The sequence below is a fragment of the Kitasatospora sp. NPDC101183 genome (genome assembly GCF_044767945.1).
In the GTDB taxonomy this organism is placed as follows: domain Bacteria; phylum Actinomycetota; class Actinomycetes; order Streptomycetales; family Streptomycetaceae; genus Kitasatospora.
This window is the reverse complement of record NZ_JBIWOW010000020.1, coordinates 128,835-145,373: the sequence shown is the minus strand read 5'-3', so window position 1 is coordinate 145,373 and position 16,539 is coordinate 128,835. Positions and strand designations below refer to the sequence as shown.

The following is a 16,539-nucleotide window of genomic DNA, read 5'->3' as shown; positions in this document are numbered from 1 at the left end:
GGGCGGCACCACCGGGGCCCCGCCCCCCCCCCGCCCCCCCCGCCCCCCCGGGCGCCCCCCCCCCCCCCCCCCCCCCCCCCCCCCCCCCCCCCGGCCCGGCCCCGCCGGAACTGGATCCGTGCACAGGAAGTCGGCCTGGCCGACTTCCTGTGCACGGCAAGAAGAGCAGAGTGTGCGGTTATTACCGTCGCCCGCCGGAAGATTCCGGCGGGCGACGGGACAAAAGCTTGTGGTGGATCAGGGGCGACAGGTCAGGATGCCGCCATCGCAGCATCAACCGATCCACCGTCGGCACCTGTCGCGCACCATCGCAATGAGGTGGGGCGACTCGGGCGACGGTTGCTGGGTGTTGATGGCCTGATAGCCCCAAGACCGGTACACGGCCTGGACCTTGCCGTCCCCGGCTAGCGGGTTGACCAGCAGGGTGACACGGTCCTCGCTCCGGCCGGCCAGGAGTTCGTCGTGGATGCGGAGAGCAGTACCGGTGCCGCGCCAGGGGGTGCGTACGCCGATCTCCTTGATGACCAGCACGGGCGTGTCGGTGTAGCCGTCGGGCAGTGGTTCGGTCATGCGCTTCCAGTACCGATCTCCGGCCTCGACGGTATTGCCGTAGGCGTACCCCACCGGGACATCCCCGTCGTAGCCGAGGACGAGTTCGAATCCGGGCTCGCCGGCGTGCCGGTCGAGGCGTTCGGCGAACGCCTCGACCCGGTAGTTCGCCAGGTGCAGCAGCGGTGCGCGCACGTCCGCGTAGACGTCCAGCAGGTCCTGGCGGACTTCAGCGGGCAGGCGGGTGTGGTGGCGGAGCTGGATGGTCACGCGGTGGTCCTCCAGGTGTCGTGCGCGTACTCGGTCCAGAGCCGGGCTGGCGTGCTTCCGGCGGCGAGGTCGTGCAGTTTGGTGCCGAAGGCGGTCAGCATGCCAACGACGCGTGGGTGGGCGGAGACCTCGGCCGGGACCGACATGGCAGTGGCAACGGCGGGCTCGAGGTCACCCTGGCCGAGCTGGGCGTGGGCGAGGCGAACGGTGGTGATCGCCTGGGACCGCTGCATCGCGCTCCGCCGGAGCGCGATGCAGCGGTGCGCTCGGGCCTCGGCGTTCTCCCAGCTGCCGGCCGAGAGGTAGGCCGCGAGCGCGAGGGAGTCGAGTTCGGACTGGTCGTAGAAGGACGTTATCCACAGCGGGCGGGAGGCTGTGGGGTCCGCGCGGTCGAGGGCTTCCTGCGCGTGGCCGAGGGAGCGTCGGACGGCGTTGGTGTCGCCAGTCAGACCGTGGATGGCGGCGTGGCGGGCGTGTCCGAGGGAGGCGAACAGCGGGTCGCGGCGGGCAACGGGCAGGTTGCGGGCCACGTCGTTGGCGGCGAGTGCGTCGCCGGGGCGGCGGAGGTGGCGATAGAGGCTGCCTGCATGGGACCAGATACGGAACTGGATGGAGGAGTCGCCGGACATGGCGGCCAGGGCGGCGGCCTTCTGGTGGTGCTGGAGGGCGGAGTCGAAGCGTCGGCCGTCGATGGCGGCCCACATCGCGCTCGACATGAAGGAGGCCGCGCTGGCGTAGAGCTCGGCCCTGATCCGTTGGGTCGCGGTGCCGCGTTCCTGGAGGGCGAGGGCCTCGTCGGCGAGCTGGCCGGCACGGGTCTCGATGCTGCGCCGGCCGCCGTGGCGGTGGTCGCTGGCGATGACCTCGGCGAAGCGGGCCTGCAACTGCTGGATATCGGTGATCCCGATCCGATGCGGTGCAGCCGCTGCGGTGTCGGCGAGTGCGGCCACAGCCGTGCCCCCGGCGGCTGCTATGAAGTCGCGTCGCCTCACGTCTTCCTCCGTTGTGCTGCGGGCCCGCCCGGTGGGGACGAACCCCAGTTCCTCGGGCGTGCAGCGGAACACTGCCGCGAGCGCGAGGCGCATCTTCTCGGGTGGCCAACGGGTCTGGCAGGTGAGCCAGTTATGGACCGTCCGTTCGGACACCGTACCGAGCTTCCCGGTGAGGGCCTCGATCTCGGCGTTCACCTCGCAGGCTAACTCCGGCTTCGTCATGCGGCGTTCAGCCATCCGGAGGCGGAGGGCAGTGTTGGCCACCATGCGGTCAACGTAGCCGCATCGTCACGTGGTGTGCAGGGGGAAGGTAATGGGGCGGTCAAGTTTTCCGGTTCGGCGAAGACGAGAGACCTTCGCACTTTGCCTTACAGGCGGGCGGCTGACGGTTGTTCACTGGACGCGCGACGCTGCCCACGTCCCCAGGGGCGGCGTTCTGGCGTCAGGTCCGTCGCACGCCCCAGGTCTGGCGTCGGCCAACTCTCCTCCGCACCCTCACCAGGAGTTCCGCCGTGCACCTTTGGAACGTCCATGCGAGCCCGAACCAGATCCGTTGCCCGTCGCCGGCTTCAGGTGCCATGAGTGTCCGAAGCGCGACTGCGACGGTCGGCGCCGACTCGGCAATGCTCCGGCTGCCCTACCAGCCCGAATCCGTCGGGGTCGCACGGCGGTTCGTCTGCGCGAAGCTGCGGGAGTGGGGGTTGGGCGAGGCGGTGGACGACGCCGCCCTGATCGTCAGCGAGTTGGCCACCAACGCCGTCAGAACCGGCTGCCAGACGCGCATGATCGTCGCTCTGCGGCGTCCCGCCCCCGGAATCGTCCGCATCCTCGTCGGTGACGGCTCCCGTGTGATGCCGGTGATGATCCGGGCCCGCATCAGCGCCACTTCGGGCCGGGGGCTGGCGATGGTCCACCGGCTCACGCGCGGCCAGTGGGGCGTTTCGTTCCTCCCTCTCGGGAAGGTCGTTCATGCCGACCTCTCCATCGTCGAGCCCCTGGTCGATCGGTGAAACCGGCCCCGCCGGACGAATTCGAGGACACGTCCGGACCCGATCCGACCCGGATCTGGACCGCATACGGAGTGTCCGCAGCCGCCGCGCTGCACGTCGTCGTCGCGGCCCTGGTCCTGATCAACCGCTCCCACTGAGCCCCGGCCGCGCCGCCGAGCCGGCGGCGCGGCCGGGAACACCAACCCCTTGCGAGGAGCGAGCGAGATGCACACCTTGACCCGCTACCGGCGTCGTATCGCCCGCCGCCCCCACGTGGTGGTCGTGCAGCCGGACGGCTTCTGCAACCTCAACTGCACCTACTGCTACCTGCCGGACCGGGACCGCCGGACCCCGATGCCCGTCGCGGTCGCCGAGGCGGTGGCCCGATCGATCACCGAGTTCGCCGACACGGCCTCGCCGGAGCCCGTCGAGGTTATCTGGCACGCGGGCGAGCCGCTGGCCGTCGGCCGCCACCGCTTCACCGAACTGCTGGCGTCGTTCGAGCCGTTGCGGCAGGCCGGGCTCATCGAGCACTCGGTGCAGACGAACGCGGTGCTCGTCACACCCGCGTGGTGCGACTTCCTGGCCGAGTACGGCTTCCGGGTCGGGGTGAGCATCGACGGCCCGGCCGCCCTCAACCGCCAGCGCGTCGACCGGGCCGGGCGTCCTGCCTTCGGCCGCATCGTGAAAGGCATCGACCGCCTTCGCGAGCACGGCATTCGGTTCTCCGTGATCGCGGTGGTCGGCGTGGAAAGCATCGGTGACCCTGACGGTCTGCTGGGCTTCATGGCCGGCCTCGGCTGCCACAGCGTGGGGCTGAACATGGAGGAGGCCGAAGGCGTCAACACCAACCGGGCGGTACCCACCGTTCAGCAGGCCCGTGAGTTCTGGCGCCGGGCCATCGCCTGGTCCCGGCAGCACCGCGAGCCGACCATTCGTGAGGTCGACCGGCTCGGCGGCTACCTGCGGGCTGCCCGCTCGGGCCCGGGGGCTTGGGACGAGGTGCTGATCGACCCGATCCCGACCGTTTCCTCCACCGGGGACGTGGCCCTGCTCTCGCCCGAGCTGGCAGGCATCAAGGACCCGGCGTACGACGACTTCCGGGCCGGGAACGTCCTGGAGTCGAGCATCGGCTCCATGCTGGACCGCGCACACCGTCTGCGCTACGTGCGCGAGTTCCTGACCGGCCTGGACGAGTGCGAGGCCACCTGCGAGTTCTTCGGCTTCTGCCGGGGAGCCCAGGCGGGCAATCGCTACTTCGAGAACGGCCGTCTGGACACCACCGAGACGAACTACTGCCGTGTGTCCAGGCAGGCCCTTGTCACCGCACTGTCCGATACCGTCCGACAGGAGAAGACCGCATGACCATCCTCGAACTGCTGGCGGCCGCCGAATCCCCGGTGATCGCCGACCTCACCGCAGGAACCGTCATCGACACCGTGGCCGCCACGTTCGACAACCGGCCGACCTGGGACAACACCGGGTCGTCGTTCGACAACCGGCCGACCTGGGACAACTGGTCCAAGAAGAGCAAGTAGCACGCCCGACCTCGCCGGGTCCGCACCGCGCAGGTGCGGGCCCGGCAGACCCGAGAAAGCGGAGTCCGACACCGTGGACAGCCTCACCTTCGGCCGTGTCACCGTCACCCTGCCCCGCCTGGACGAGCCCGGCCTGTACCTGTCCAACGTCGCTTCCCTGGACTCCGCCAGGGGCGTCGTCCAGGACTTCCAGTACGGCGACACCGAGTTGAGGGACCTGGACCTGACCGACGCCAGCCTCATCACCGGCCGTGTCAGAGGGTTGCGGGCCGACCGCGTCCGGTTCGACAAGGTCCGCATGGATTCCGTCGTCTTCGACACCTGCGACCTCGCCACCACCCGCATCAGCGACAGCAGACTGTCCCGCACCGTCTTCCGCAACTGCAAGGTCATGGGAGCCAACCTCACCGGCCTGACCCTGGACAACGTGCTCTTCGAGAACTGCAAGCTCGACTACGCGGGCTTCGAGCAGGTCCGGGCCGCCGGCCCGGTCGTGTTCTCCAAGTGCGTACTGACCGAGGTGTCGTTCACCGGATGCGAGCTCGGCGACACGGTCCTCGACGCCTGCGTGCTGCGGCTGGCCGAGTTCGGTCGAGGCAGGTACCAGGGGCTGGACCTGCGCGGCAACGACCTGACCTCGCTGCGGGGAGTCGCCAACCTCACCAAGGTGATCATCGACCGTGCCCAACAGGCGGAGATTGCCGAGGCGCTGATCGCGGAACTGGACGTGACCTTCGGCGACACGCTCGACGAGCGCCGGTGACCCGAACCGGGAGGAGCCCGGATTGAACCTCGTCATCGCCCACTCCGACCCCGCCGCCCTCATCGAGCGATGCGAGGTCACCGGTATCCGGCTCGCCCGCGGAGAACCGGAGTACGAGCCGGGGGCCGTCCTGCCGGCCGGCCCCTGGCAGCGCCTCACCGCCGAACTGGCCGCCCGACTCAGGCCGACCGTGCACACCGCCGACAGCACGCTGGTGGAGCTGGTGAAGCTTCCGGAGGGCCCGGTGCCGGCCGACCTGGCCGCCCTCGTGGATCCGCTCGGAGACAGGCAGGCGGTCCACCTCGGTCAGGCGGCAAGCCCGGCAACGGCCCTGACCACCACCCCGAACCACCGGGACGGCCGTCGTATCGGACTGCACGTCGACAACTGGGACAGGCTCGACTACCCGACCAAACACACCGGCCGCCGACGCCTGTGCTTCAACCTCGGTCCCGGTACCCGCTACCTCCTGCTCGGCGACCTCGACATCCGGGCGATCTGCCGAGCCCTCCACCACGCTCCCGAGAGCCGGTACCCGCACACCGACGACCTGCGGGCGTATGCCGCCGGACTCCAGCCGCTCAGATGCTTCCGCCTGCGTCTCGAACCGGGTGAGGGCTACATCGCGCCGACTGAACTGCTGCCCCACGACGGCTCGACCGAGCAGCAGGCCGAACCCTCAACCGCCGCATTCTGGCTGGGACACTGGCCCCGCGGAGTTCTGCCGACGCTCGTTTGATCGGCCGCCGCGCGGATGCGGGAGCACCAGCAACCCACGGCCTGACTCCTGTGCGGAGGAGAGGCGAGCCGGCTGCTGAGAACGGGGCGGCGGCCTCCTCGGGTGAGGAGGCCGCCGCCCCGTGGGTGTGCTGGGGGTTACGGCTTCGCCAGGTTGGTCGGGTCGTCCGCCGGGGTCGGGGTGGGCTTCGGGACGGGGATGGGTTCGGTGGCGCGGTAGCGGGGGGAGGTGGGGTCGGAGAGGGCGGAGGGCGGGGCGGCGTCGGTGGGGGTCGTCGGGGCGATGACCAGGGCGGAGGCGGCGACGCCCGCTGCCGCGGCGGCGGCGAGGGTGTCCTCCTTGACCTTGATCCCGGCCAGGTCGAAGGCCGCCTTCAGCCGCTGGCGCAGCGCCCGGGAGACGACCGGCGCCTTGCCCGGGGCCGTGCGCGTCTCGACCCGCACGATCACCGAGTCCGCGGCCACCGACTCCACGCCGAGGATCGAGACCGGGGCCCAGATCAGCTCGTCGTAGGGCGACTCCTTGGCCAGCTGCTCCGCCGTCTCCTCGATCAGCGCCTCGACCTCGGGCAGGTCCTCCTTGTACGCGACCTGCACGTCCACCGAGGCCGTCGACCAGCCCTGGCTCATGTTGGCGATCCGCTTGACCTCGCCGTTGCGGATGTACCAGATCTCGCCGTTGGCCCCGCGCAGCTTGGTGACGCGCAGTCCGACCTCCAGCACCGTGCCGGTGGCCACCCCGGTGTCGATCTCGTCGCCGACGCCGTACTGGTCCTCCATGATCATGAAGACCCCGGAGAGGAAGTCCGTCACCAGGTTGCGGGCGCCGAAACCGATCGCCACACCGGCCACACCGGCGCTGGCCAGCAGCGGGGCCAGGTTGACCCCGAGCGCGCCGAGGATCATCAGCGCGGCCGTGCCCATGATGCTGAACGAGGCCACGCTGCGCAGCACCGAGCCGATCGCCTCCGAGCGCTGCTGGCGCCGCTCCGGGTTCACCACCCCGTGGTTGGCGAGCAGTCCGCCCAGGCGGCTCTCCTCGTGGCTGTCGTGCGAGCGCGACATCCGTGTTATCAGCTGCGTGATGAGCTTGCGCACCACGGCCCGCAGCACCAGGGCCAGCACCAGGATCAGGACGATCCGCAGCCCGCTCTCCAGCCAGCTCTGCCAGTGGTCGTCGAACCAGGAGGCGGCCTGTCTGGTGGTGTCGCTGACCTCCTGCGCGCTGGTGGGGATGCGCAGGTCGAGGCCCGGCAGCCCCGGCGTGGTGGGGCTGGGGGCCGGCGTCGGGGTGGTGAGCGCGTCGACGGGGCCGGTGTCGCCGGAGCGGAACACGTGCGGACCTTCCTTGCTGGGGGCGTGACCGGTCCGCACCGCCGGCAAGCGGCCCGCGGACCGTGCGCGCTAGCCTATCCGGCGCCGATGACCGGCCCTGACACGCCGGGGGACGGTCACCAACCCTCCCCGAAGCCGCCGCAGGGCGCGCGAAACACCCCGGACGCCCCGTCAACGCACCTGCGCGCTCCTCGCGGCGCCCGCCCGCCCGCACTGCTCCGACCGGCCGATCCGTCCCCCGGGAGGGCCGCCGGGCCCGCGCACCGGGGCACAGGGTGCAAGGCGATCCTTGCCAGGGCATACCGGCTATGACCCGGCTATGACCGAAACCACACCCGCGGTTCACTCCGGGTCCGTTACACAGGAGTGGTGGCGCCGTACGAAGGCGTAAGGCGACACTGGTGGAGATCACCCGCTCCGTTCGGGTGGTCCAACCGCTCGTCCCGGCGCGAGCCACGCGCCGCAGGCGTCCAAGGAGGCCTCCGTGCCGCATGTCCTGGTCCTCAACGCGTCCTACGAGCCACTCGGCGTCGTATCGATGCGCCGCGCACTCATCCTCGTCCTCAATCACAAGGCGGTCAGCCTGGAGGACTCGGAAGTCACTCTGCACAGCGCCACCAGCGCCCTACCGGCGCCGTCCGTCGTCCGTCTGACCCGGTTCGTCCGGGTCCCGTTCTGCGGGCCCGTCCCGCTCACCCGCCGGGCGCTGTTCGCCCGCGACCACGGCCGTTGCGTCTACTGCGGGGCCGCCGCCACCAGCGTCGACCACGTCATCCCGCGCAGCCGGGGCGGCCAGCACCGGTGGGACAACGTGGTGGCCGCCTGCCGCCGCTGCAACCACACCAAGGCCGACCGCCACCTGACCGAACTGGGCTGGCGGATGAAGCGCCCGCCCGCACCGCCGACCGGCCTGGCCTGGCGGATCATCGGCACCGGCATCAAGGATCCGCGCTGGCGCCCCTACCTGGAGCCGTACGGCGGCGGCGATCAGCTGCGCGCCCCGCAGTGGGGCGAGTACGAGCACCACGACCATACCGAGCAGCCGGGCCACACCGTCCCGCTGAACCGGGCGCACGGCGCCCACCCCGCCCCCGTCCGCCGCGGCGAGCAGCCCGAACCGCTCTCCGCCTGACCGAAGCGACACAGGGCCCGACCGCCGCAGCACCGCCGGTACGCGCCTCATGGGCCGCCGCACCCCCCGCATCCGGGGAGTCCGGCGGCCCGCCGCGTTCTACGGCTTGGCGGGCGAAGCGGGCGGAACGGGCGGAACGGGCGGAGACACCGGAGCCACGGGCGGCTGGGCCGGGGCCGGGACGGCGTACAGCTCGACGCCCCAGAGGGAGTAGCCGTACTTGGTGGCCCGCGCCACGCCCTGCATGCGGACGAACCGCACGTTCTGCGCGTCGAAGCGCACCGTCTCGTCGCCGCCCTTCCCGTTGTCCACGGTGGCGGCGTCCGTCCAGGTGCTGCCGTCCGCCGAGACCTGGATCCGGTACGAGGCGGCGTACGCGGCCTGCCAGTGCAGCACCGCCGAGCCCAGGTGGACGGGCTGCGGCAGCTCCAGCTGCACCCAGGCGTCGTCCTTGGCGGGGGAGGACCAGCGGGTCTTCGGGTCCCCGTCGGCGATCGCCGAGGCGGGGAAGGTGGCGGTCTCGTCGCCCGAGGAGGTGGCCTTGGCGCCGAGGGCGAGGTCCGGCCCGCCGGTGGGCGGCACGACGTGGACCTGGAGCACCTGGCGCACGGTGGCCGGGCCGGCCGTGTACGTCACCGGCACCTGGTACGTCCCGGACGGCGTGCCGGGCGCGGCCGTGACCAGCAGCGGGACGCCGACGCGGCCGCCGCGCGGCACGCTGACCCCGCCCGCCGGGGCCACCGTCAGGCCCTTGGCGGCGGCCGGGACCTCGGCGGCGAGCGTGCCGGTGGTGCCCTCGGGGCGGCCGGCCTCGACGGTGGCCTGGGTCTTCGCGGGGGCGGCCGCGCCGGTGACCACGTCCAGGGACGGGTCGGCGAGGCTGAGCCGGGCCGCCGGGACGTCGGCGTACCAGGGGATCACCTGGTTGACCACCGGCGGGTCGCCGCCGGGCTTCCAGGTCATCCGGAACGCGTCGGCGGGCTGCCCGCCGGCCGGGAGCTCGTTGTAGCCGGGCTGCACGGTGCCGATGGCCGCCCAGGTGCCGTCCGGGCGGCGCACCGAGACGGTGGCCGTGGCGTGCACGCCCGGGTCGGTGAGGACGGTGAGCCGGTCCAGCGGCCGGGCGGCGCCCAGCTCGACGGTCAGCGGCTCGTCCTGTGCGGTGGGCGCGTGGGCGGCGCGGTAGGCGGTGTCCGGGTTGCCGTCCAGGACGGCGGCGGCCGAGGAGCCGGGCAGCGCGGCGGGGCCGCCGGAGACGCTGGCGGGGGACTCGTCGGGCGCGGCGACGGTGAACTCGCGCACCGCGACGGCGGTCTTCTGGGCGGCGGTGGCCCGCAGCCGTACGGCCCGGACGACGGTTCCGGCGGGCAGCTGGGCGCTGACGGCCTTCTGGTTCTTGGCGACGGCCAGCTGCTTCCAGCCGCCCTCGCCGGTGGTGTACTCCAGCACGCCGTCGCGGATGTAGTCGTCGGCGGCGGTGCGGGAGTCGGGGCCGTCGCCCCAGCCGCCCATGAGGACGGTGACGGAGCCGACGGGCCGGCCGGCGCCGAGGTCGAGGCCGACGGCGTCGCCGAGCTGCGGGGGAGCGGAGCTCCAGTAGAAGGTGTCGGCCTTGCCGTCCGTCATCAGCGCGGGCAGGTGGTCCTGCGCGGTGCCCATGGTGGAGGTCGGGGTGACGCCGCCGTTGGCCACGCCGGACCAGGTGTCGGCGGCCCGCACGGCCCGCTCCAGGAACGGGCCGAGCACGCCCGCGCCGACGGTGGCGGGGCTGGCGGCGAGCTTCTCGCGCAGCTGGTTGAGCTGGACGCGGGCCTTCCAGGCCGCCGCGCCGTCGCCGCCGTGCTGGGCGACGAGCATGTCGAGGGCGGACTGCCCGGCCAGGCCGTAGTCGTGCAGCGGGCCGAGCCAGGGCGCGGCCTCGGCGGCCAGCTGGGCGGTGGCCGGGGTGCCGGCGAGGGTCTCCTGGGCGGCGGCCATCGCGGCGAAGGACTCGCGCAGCGGCGCGGCGGCGGCCGTCAGCTTCGCCAGGTCGGGGGAGGCGCCGGAGGTGGGTTCGGCGGCGGCCCAGAACTGGTCCATCTGTGGGGTCAGGTAGCCGGACTCCTGCTTGGACAGCGGCGAGGAGGTGCTGTTCCCGGCCAGCGCGGTGACGGCGGCGAGGGCCGAGCCGGCCGGGGTGGAGCCGTCGGCGGTCGGGCCGGCCAGGGAGCGTACGGCGGCCTGCCAGGACTCGGCGGGCCGGTAGCCGGTGGGGTTCCAGGCGAAGTCCCCGGCGGTGGCGAGCGCTATCCGCGAGGCGACGGGCTGGCGCATCGCGCCGGTGACGAGGGCGGCCGAGCGGGTGGCCAGCTCGGGCTCGCGGCCGGTGTAGGCGCCGAGGAAGAGCCGGTCGGGGCTGGAGTCGTTGACCGGGTAGTTGTCCATGGTGATCAGCGGGTGCCCGTAGAGCGAGCCGGTCTCGGAGGCCTGGGCGCCGGTGATCTTCTCCGGGATCACGCCGACCCCGCTCCAGGCGACCTGCACCCCGGCGGGCAGGGCCTCGGCGAGGGCCTTGCGGTACGGGGTGGCGCCCTGCTGGTGGTACTCCGTCGGCACGACCGACAGCGGGGCCAGGCCGGGGTTCTTGGCGATCAGCCGGTCCTGGACCTTCTGGACGAGGGCGGCCTGGGCCTTGGCGGCCGCGGCGGGCCCGGTGCCGTACTCGTCGCGGTCGTCGCCGCAGTGCCACTCGTCGTAGCTGACGTCCAGGAACTGGAGCTGGAAGGCGGTGAAGCCGAGCTTGCGGAGCCCGTCCAGCTTGGCGACCAGGGCGTCCGCGTCCTTGCCGGAGCTGTAGCAGAGCGACTGGCCGGGGTCGATCGAGTAGGCCAGGGTGACGTGGTTGAGCCGGGCGCGGGAGGCGAGGGCGCGCAGCTCGTCCTGCTGGGCGTCGGGGTAGGGGGTGCGCCAGCGGGCGAGGCGGTACGGGTCGTCGCCGGGGGCGTAGAGGTAGAAGTTCTGCTTGCCCCGGCCGAGGAAGTCGATCTGGTCGAGGCGCTGGCGGGCCGTCCACGGGGTGCCGTAGAAGCCCTCGGCGGTGCCGCGCACGGCGGCGCCGGTGGGCCAGTCGCGCAGGGTGATGCCGGGCAGGCCGAGGCCGGTCGCGCCGGGGGCCTGGCCCTGGCCGGCGGGGACGGCGGCGAGCAGCTGGCGCAGGCTCTGGGCGGCGTAGAAGGTGCCGGTGGCGTCGGCGCCGGTGAGGACCACGGCGCCGTACGTGCCGCCGCCCTGGGCGGGCAGCTGGCCGGCCGACAGGACGTAGCCGCCCGCCGGCATCCCGGCGGTGGTGGGGGCGCCGTCCTTGGCGCCGGCCGCGGCGGCGAGCGCGCGCAGGGTGCGGTCCACCTCGCCGCCGGCGCCCTCGGCGGGGCCGCCGACGTAGACGACGAGGGAGCCCGCGGCCGGGGTGCCGCCGTCGGGCTGTGGGGAGACGTCGGTGGCGCCGGCGATGCCGAGGACCTCGCGGACGGCGTCGACGGCGCCCGGGTCGACCTTGTCGGTGGGTACGAGGGTGACGGTGGCCGGGACGGTGACGGCCCGGCCCGCGACGGTCTGCTCCTGCGGCCGGGGGAAGACCTTGGGGTCGGTGACGCTGCCGAGCGGCGTCTGCGGGGCGGTGCTGACGGTGTTCGGCCCGGGGGCGGCGGCGTACGCGGCGCCCTGCACCGGCCCGGCGAGCAGCCCGCCGACCACGGCGGCGGCCGCGACGCCCGCGGCGATCCGCACGGCGGCGGCGGCCGGGCGGCGGTTTGCACGGGTGGCGCGCTCGGCCCGGACGGAGGGCAGGAGGGGGGCGGTGCCCTTGAGGTCGGCGATCAGCCGGTCGGCCGTACGGGGGGCGAGCTGACGGCACGTCCGCGCCGTGGCCCGCCGGGCGGCGAGCGCCGCCGGGTGGTACAGCACCTCGCGCAGCGCCGGACTCTGCTCCACCTGCTGCCGCAGCCGACGCCCGGCCGCCTCGGACACTCGGGCTTGCACGGGAGCCTCCTCGCTGGCCTGGACCGCTTCGTCCGCAACCCCACCAGTTGCCCGACCCGGTGTCAACGCCGTCGACGGCTATGACCGTTTTGCCGGAATGATCTGCATGTCGGGTAGTCCCTGGAACGCCGCGGGCGCCGCCGTCCGGTGGCTCCGGACGGACGGCGCCCGCGGCGCGTCCTCGCAGGTCGGCGAGGGGTTCGACGAGGGTTCAGCCTTGGTTCACGGCGGATTCCCCGTCAGGCCGCTCAGGCCGCTCAGGCCTTCTCGGGGTTGAGCACCCACCGCTGGTTCGGCCCCGCCGCGCAGGCGTACAGGATCGGCTGGGTGCCGTTCGCGGTCGAGCCCCCGGGCAGGTCCACGCACAGGTCCGAGACGGTGTTGCGCAGCGTGCCGTCCCCGCGCACGGCCCACTTCTGGCCGTCGAGCCCGGAGCAGGGCTGCATCTCCAGGCCGGTGCCCGAGGTCAGGGAGTTGCCCTTGACGGAGAGGCAGTAGCCGCTGTTGCGGACGGTGCCGTCGGTGGCGAGGTTGAACCGCTGGTTCTGGGTGTCCCAGCAGCCCCAGTAGGCCATGGTCGCGCCGGGGCGCGCGCCGCCCGAGGCGTCGAGGCAGCTGCCGGTCGCGGAGACGGAGCGGATCGAGACGGCGGCGGAGACCTTGCCCATCGGCTCGCCCTGCTTGAAGCCGTTGACCCAGCCCGGGGCGCCGCCGCCGGTGCCGCGCCAGATGTGGAGCCGGCCGTCGGCGGCGATGGTCCACAGGTCGGCCAGGCCGTCGCCGTTGAGGTCGCCGGAGGAGCCGACGTACGGGTAGTCGGTGGCGTTGGTGCCGCTGCCGTCGAGGATCAGCCGGCCGCCGGAGGGGTTGGTGAAGGCGCTGTAGTCCACGGTGAACAGGCCGCTGACGGCGTCGACGGAGCCCGAGAGGCCGTACGCGAGGACCTTGCCGGTGGCGCGGTGGCGGGCCCACAGGGTCGCCTGGTTGACGGACACGGTGTCGCTGACCTTGGTCGGGCCGTTGGCCGGGCCCGGGTTGATCAGGTCGTACTCCGCCCAGTCGCCGGTGCCCGGGGCGGTCGGGATGAGCTGGGCGGTGTCGCTCAGCGCGTTGACGCCGCCGGGGCGGAAGAGCCACATCCTGTGGTTCTCCACGGTCAGCAGCGAGGTGCGGGTCGCCTGGAGCGTGCCGTTCGCACCGGGGGCGGTGGACTCGCCCTCGGGGGTGCCGAGGGCGAGCAGCTGGTCGACGGAGGACCAGTCGGAGGCGAAGTCCGGGACGCTGGAGCAGGGGACGGGCGAGCCGCCGAGCGTCAGCACGCACTGGGTGGGGCGCTTCAGCGAGGTGGAGACCAGCCGGTCGAAGTGCCCGGTGCCGTCGTTGTAGACCAGGCTGAGGAGCTTCTTGAGGTCCGGGTCCCTGGTGTTGTGCGCGAAGACCTGGTCGACCAGCGAGCCCTTGACCAGGGCGCCCCGGTGGGTGATCAGGTAGTCGTTCCAGGTCGGGTGGTGGTTCTGGTCGTTGCCCGGCGCGCTGGCGGCGACGGCCGAGGTGGTGCGGGTCGGGTCGATGTTGGCGCCGATCGCGGTCAGGTTGCCGGCGCCGTCCGGGCGCAGGATGTCCGGGTTGCGGTCGCCGTCGACGTCGCCGAAGACCGGCAGGGTGCCGGGGCGCCAGGGCGCGTAGTAGGCGTACGAGGCGGGCTGGCTGTAGTTGCCCGCGTTGTCCTGGGCCTGGGCGTAGACGATGTTGGTGCCCCAGTTGCCCGCCACGTGCTGGAAGTTGGCGTTGCCGTTGCCGTCCGCCATGACCGTCCCGGGGTCGCCGCAGCGCCAGCCGGTGACGGGCGTCGGCGAGGTGCTGACGCGGAAGCAGGCCAGGCCGGAGGCGTTGAGGCCGTTGCCCGGCGCCGGGTCGGTGCCGTGCAGGGTGAACCAGGCGTTGGTGTCGGAGAAGGCCGTCGGGTTGTCGTTCGGCGTCCCGGACGGCGGGAAGTCGGTCGAGCTGATGCTGACCTGCGGCGGGGTCTTGTCGACCCGGAAGTAGCACCAGGCGCTGGAGTCCGAGGTCAGGGTGCCGTCGGTGACCTGGGCGTTGTAGCCGTACTGGTGGCCGTCCGCCAGGGAGCCGAGGTCCACGACGGCGGGCGAGTTGTAGCTGCCGCCCTGGGTGCCGGGCAGGGCGCTCCAGTTGGCGTCGTTGTCGTCCCAGACGTGGAAGCCGGTGTAGAGGTTGAAGCCGGTCGGGGACCAGCTGTTGACGGCGAGCTGGATGCTCTTGTTGCTGCCGATCCAGGGGGCGTTGTCCCAGGGGTGGCCGCCGCCGCTGGTGCAGTCGAAGTTCTGGTTGGTGCTCGCGAAGCCCGGGGAGGGCAGGGTGCGCGGGTACCAGATGCTCGGCGTCAGGTCGAAGTCCGTGGTGATGGACGGGTTGTTGGAGAACCGGTGCCGGTACATCATGTTGTACTCGTCGTCCGGGGCGATGCCGATGATCATCTGGCCGCGGCCGCGGGCCACCGCCTGCTGGACGCCCCAGGAGACGTCGATGTTCATCGTGCCGTAGCCGGTGAACGAGCCGTTCCCGCCGATCCAGGTGCAGCCGTCCAGGCGCCCGGAGGTGCCGCAGGGCTGGTGCCACCAGTCGGTCCAGGTGCCGATGTCGCTGTTGTCGGCCCAGTAGGCGCCGAAGGGCGTCGGCTGGGAGCTGTTGGCCGCCCAGCTGACGTTGGTGTTCAGCGTGGAGCCGTAGACGGTCGGCGGGCGCGGGGCGCCGGAGGGCTGGCTGGAGAGCGCCGGGTTGAGGCCGATCTTGAAGTACGAGCGCTGGCGGCCCTTGGGCTGGCAGTCGCTGAAGCCGCAGAAGCCGGTGGCCACGTTGGAGAGGATGTTGTAGTTCTTGGCGTCGGTGTGGTTCTCCTGGACCTCCACCGAGCCCTGCGAGGTGCTGGTGGCGGCGACGGTCGGGTCCAGGTACCAGGGGCCGGTGCCCTTGCCGAACGTCGTTGCGTCCGGGGTGAGTTCGAGCGTTCCGGCGCCGACCTTGACGGCTATCGGGGCCACCACGGCGTGGTCGCCCGGGGCCTGCGGGGTGGAGGCGCCGCCCTCGGCGGCCGGGGCGGCGTCGCCGGCGGCCTGGGCCGCCTTCGCCGCGGCCTTGAGGCCGGGGGCCGGGGCGGTGGCGGAGTCCCACTGCAGCGGGGTGGGGGCGTTGAAGCGGGCCTGGCCCTTGTCGTCCACCGCGGTGATGTTGCCCGCGGCGTCGGCCTGGACGGTCAGGCCCTCCGAACCGGTGCGGAACACCAGGGACTTGAGCTCGGGCCGGGCCGCGGCGGCCGCCGTGCGGACCACCAGCACGTTGCGCCAGCCGCCGGCCGGCAGCGCGGTGACCTGGAGGTCGACGTCCGGGAGCACGCCCGGGTAGGTGGCGGTGTCGCCGTCCAGGGCGGGGGCGGGGAGGGCGAAGGGGGCCGTGACGGAGAGCTTCTTGCCGTCCGGGGTGGTCAGCACGGCCATCGGGCCGGTGCCGCCGCCGGAGAGCGTCAGGCCGGTGCCGGACACGGCCGGGGCGAGGGTGCCGTCGGCGTTGCGGTGGAGGGTCGGGTCGAGCGCGGCCCAGGCGTCCTTCACCTTGGCCCGGACGGGCCGGGCGGTGTCGGTGCTGCTCAGCCGGCCGTTGGGGCTGACGCTGGTCTGCGAGGTCTCGGTGGTCCAGGCGTCCACGACCACGGGCTTGCCGGTGGACTTCGCCCTGGCCAGCGCGTCCCGGTAGGCCTGCTGCTCCCTGGTCGGCGTGACGGTCGGCGAGCCGACGATCGGCGCGACGGCGCCCTGGGTGTGGTCGGAGGCCGCGGGGGCGTCCGCGGCGACGGCCTCCGGTATCGCGCCGACCAGGCCGAGGCAGAGGGCGGCGGCCATCGGCAGGGCCAGGACCGGACTTGTCCGCATTGCGCGCCCAATCCGTGTTCTTTTCGGTGTCTTGACGGTGTTTCGCATGGTGTTCGCGGGGTCTCCCCCCTGGAAATGCCGCCCCGCTGGCGGACGTTCGGATGGGAACGATGCTCATGGACAGGGGGCTCGGTCAAGCCGGATTCTTCTTGTCGGCACATGTCCTGATTGCTCCTCAGGCCTTTTCCGAAAAGTGATTCCGGTACGACGTGTTACTTGCCGGTAGGGCTATGTACGGGCCCGAAGTTGCTCCTATGGTCGTCCACGCACTG

The 16,539-nt window shown here is 72.7% G+C and carries 10 protein-coding genes and 1 pseudogene; 6 read left to right on the top strand and 5 right to left on the bottom strand.

From position 1 onward, the window contains the following. Positions 1-273 precede the first annotated feature (273 nt). Positions 274-819: a GNAT family N-acetyltransferase gene (locus ACIRRS_RS27040; protein WP_402975782.1), complete on the bottom strand. Its 546-nt coding sequence runs from the start codon at positions 817-819 to the stop codon at positions 274-276. Then, positions 816-2,078, bottom strand: coding sequence for a helix-turn-helix domain-containing protein (locus ACIRRS_RS27035; RefSeq protein WP_402975780.1), 1,263 nt, complete (start codon positions 2,076-2,078; stop codon positions 816-818). The genes ACIRRS_RS27040 and ACIRRS_RS27035 overlap by 4 nt, the downstream gene beginning before the upstream one ends. A 245-nt stretch (positions 2,079-2,323) precedes the next feature. Here ACIRRS_RS27035 and ACIRRS_RS27030 point away from each other — a divergent pair, with 245 nt between their 5' ends. The 5 genes from ACIRRS_RS27030 to ACIRRS_RS27010 all read left to right on the top strand — a co-directional run bounded on the left by ACIRRS_RS27030 (position 2,324) and on the right by ACIRRS_RS27010 (position 5,840). Next, the gene (locus tag ACIRRS_RS27030) at positions 2,324-2,821 is read left to right on the top strand and encodes an ATP-binding protein (protein ID WP_402975778.1); all 498 of its coding nucleotides are present in this window, start codon (positions 2,324-2,326) and stop codon (positions 2,819-2,821) included. 204 nt (positions 2,822-3,025) lie between these two features. Next, positions 3,026-4,165 (top strand): cyclophane-forming radical SAM peptide maturase AmcB, encoded by a 1,140-nt coding sequence (amcB, locus tag ACIRRS_RS27025; RefSeq protein ID WP_402975776.1) that lies wholly within the window; start codon positions 3,026-3,028, stop codon positions 4,163-4,165. Next, positions 4,162-4,338 carry a multiple cyclophane-containing RiPP AmcA gene (gene amcA, locus ACIRRS_RS27020; RefSeq protein ID WP_402975774.1) on the top strand — a complete coding sequence of 59 codons (177 nt, stop codon included), beginning with the start codon at positions 4,162-4,164 and terminating at the stop codon, positions 4,336-4,338. The genes amcB and amcA overlap by 4 nt, the downstream gene beginning before the upstream one ends. A 73-nt stretch (positions 4,339-4,411) precedes the next feature. Further along, on the top strand, positions 4,412-5,101 hold the full coding sequence (locus tag ACIRRS_RS27015) for a pentapeptide repeat-containing protein (protein ID WP_402975772.1): 690 nt from the start codon (positions 4,412-4,414) through the stop codon (positions 5,099-5,101). A gap of 22 nt (positions 5,102-5,123) precedes the next feature. Further along, on the top strand, positions 5,124-5,840 hold the full coding sequence (locus ACIRRS_RS27010) for a hypothetical protein (protein ID WP_402975770.1): 717 nt from the start codon (positions 5,124-5,126) through the stop codon (positions 5,838-5,840). Between the two features lie 137 nt (positions 5,841-5,977). Here the strand turns inward: ACIRRS_RS27010 and ACIRRS_RS27005 are convergent, their stop codons facing one another. After that, positions 5,978-7,174 carry a mechanosensitive ion channel family protein gene (locus ACIRRS_RS27005; RefSeq protein WP_402975768.1) on the bottom strand — a complete coding sequence of 399 codons (1,197 nt, stop codon included), beginning with the start codon at positions 7,172-7,174 and terminating at the stop codon, positions 5,978-5,980. A 484-nt stretch (positions 7,175-7,658) separates the two neighbouring features. On the opposite strand from ACIRRS_RS27005, the pseudogene ACIRRS_RS27000 reads away from it, so the two are divergent. After that, positions 7,659-8,168, top strand: a pseudogene (locus tag ACIRRS_RS27000) (HNH endonuclease); the annotation flags it as partial. 237 nt (positions 8,169-8,405) lie between these two features. Here the strand turns inward: ACIRRS_RS27000 and ACIRRS_RS26995 are convergent. Then, entirely contained in the window at positions 8,406-12,323 is a 3,918-nt protein-coding gene (locus ACIRRS_RS26995) for a beta-N-acetylglucosaminidase domain-containing protein (RefSeq protein WP_402975766.1), read from the bottom strand. Between the two features lie 257 nt (positions 12,324-12,580). Continuing rightward, positions 12,581-16,267, bottom strand: a complete 3,687-nt coding sequence (locus ACIRRS_RS26990) for an RICIN domain-containing protein (protein WP_402975764.1) — start codon at positions 16,265-16,267, stop codon at positions 12,581-12,583. Positions 16,268-16,539 lie beyond the last annotated feature (272 nt).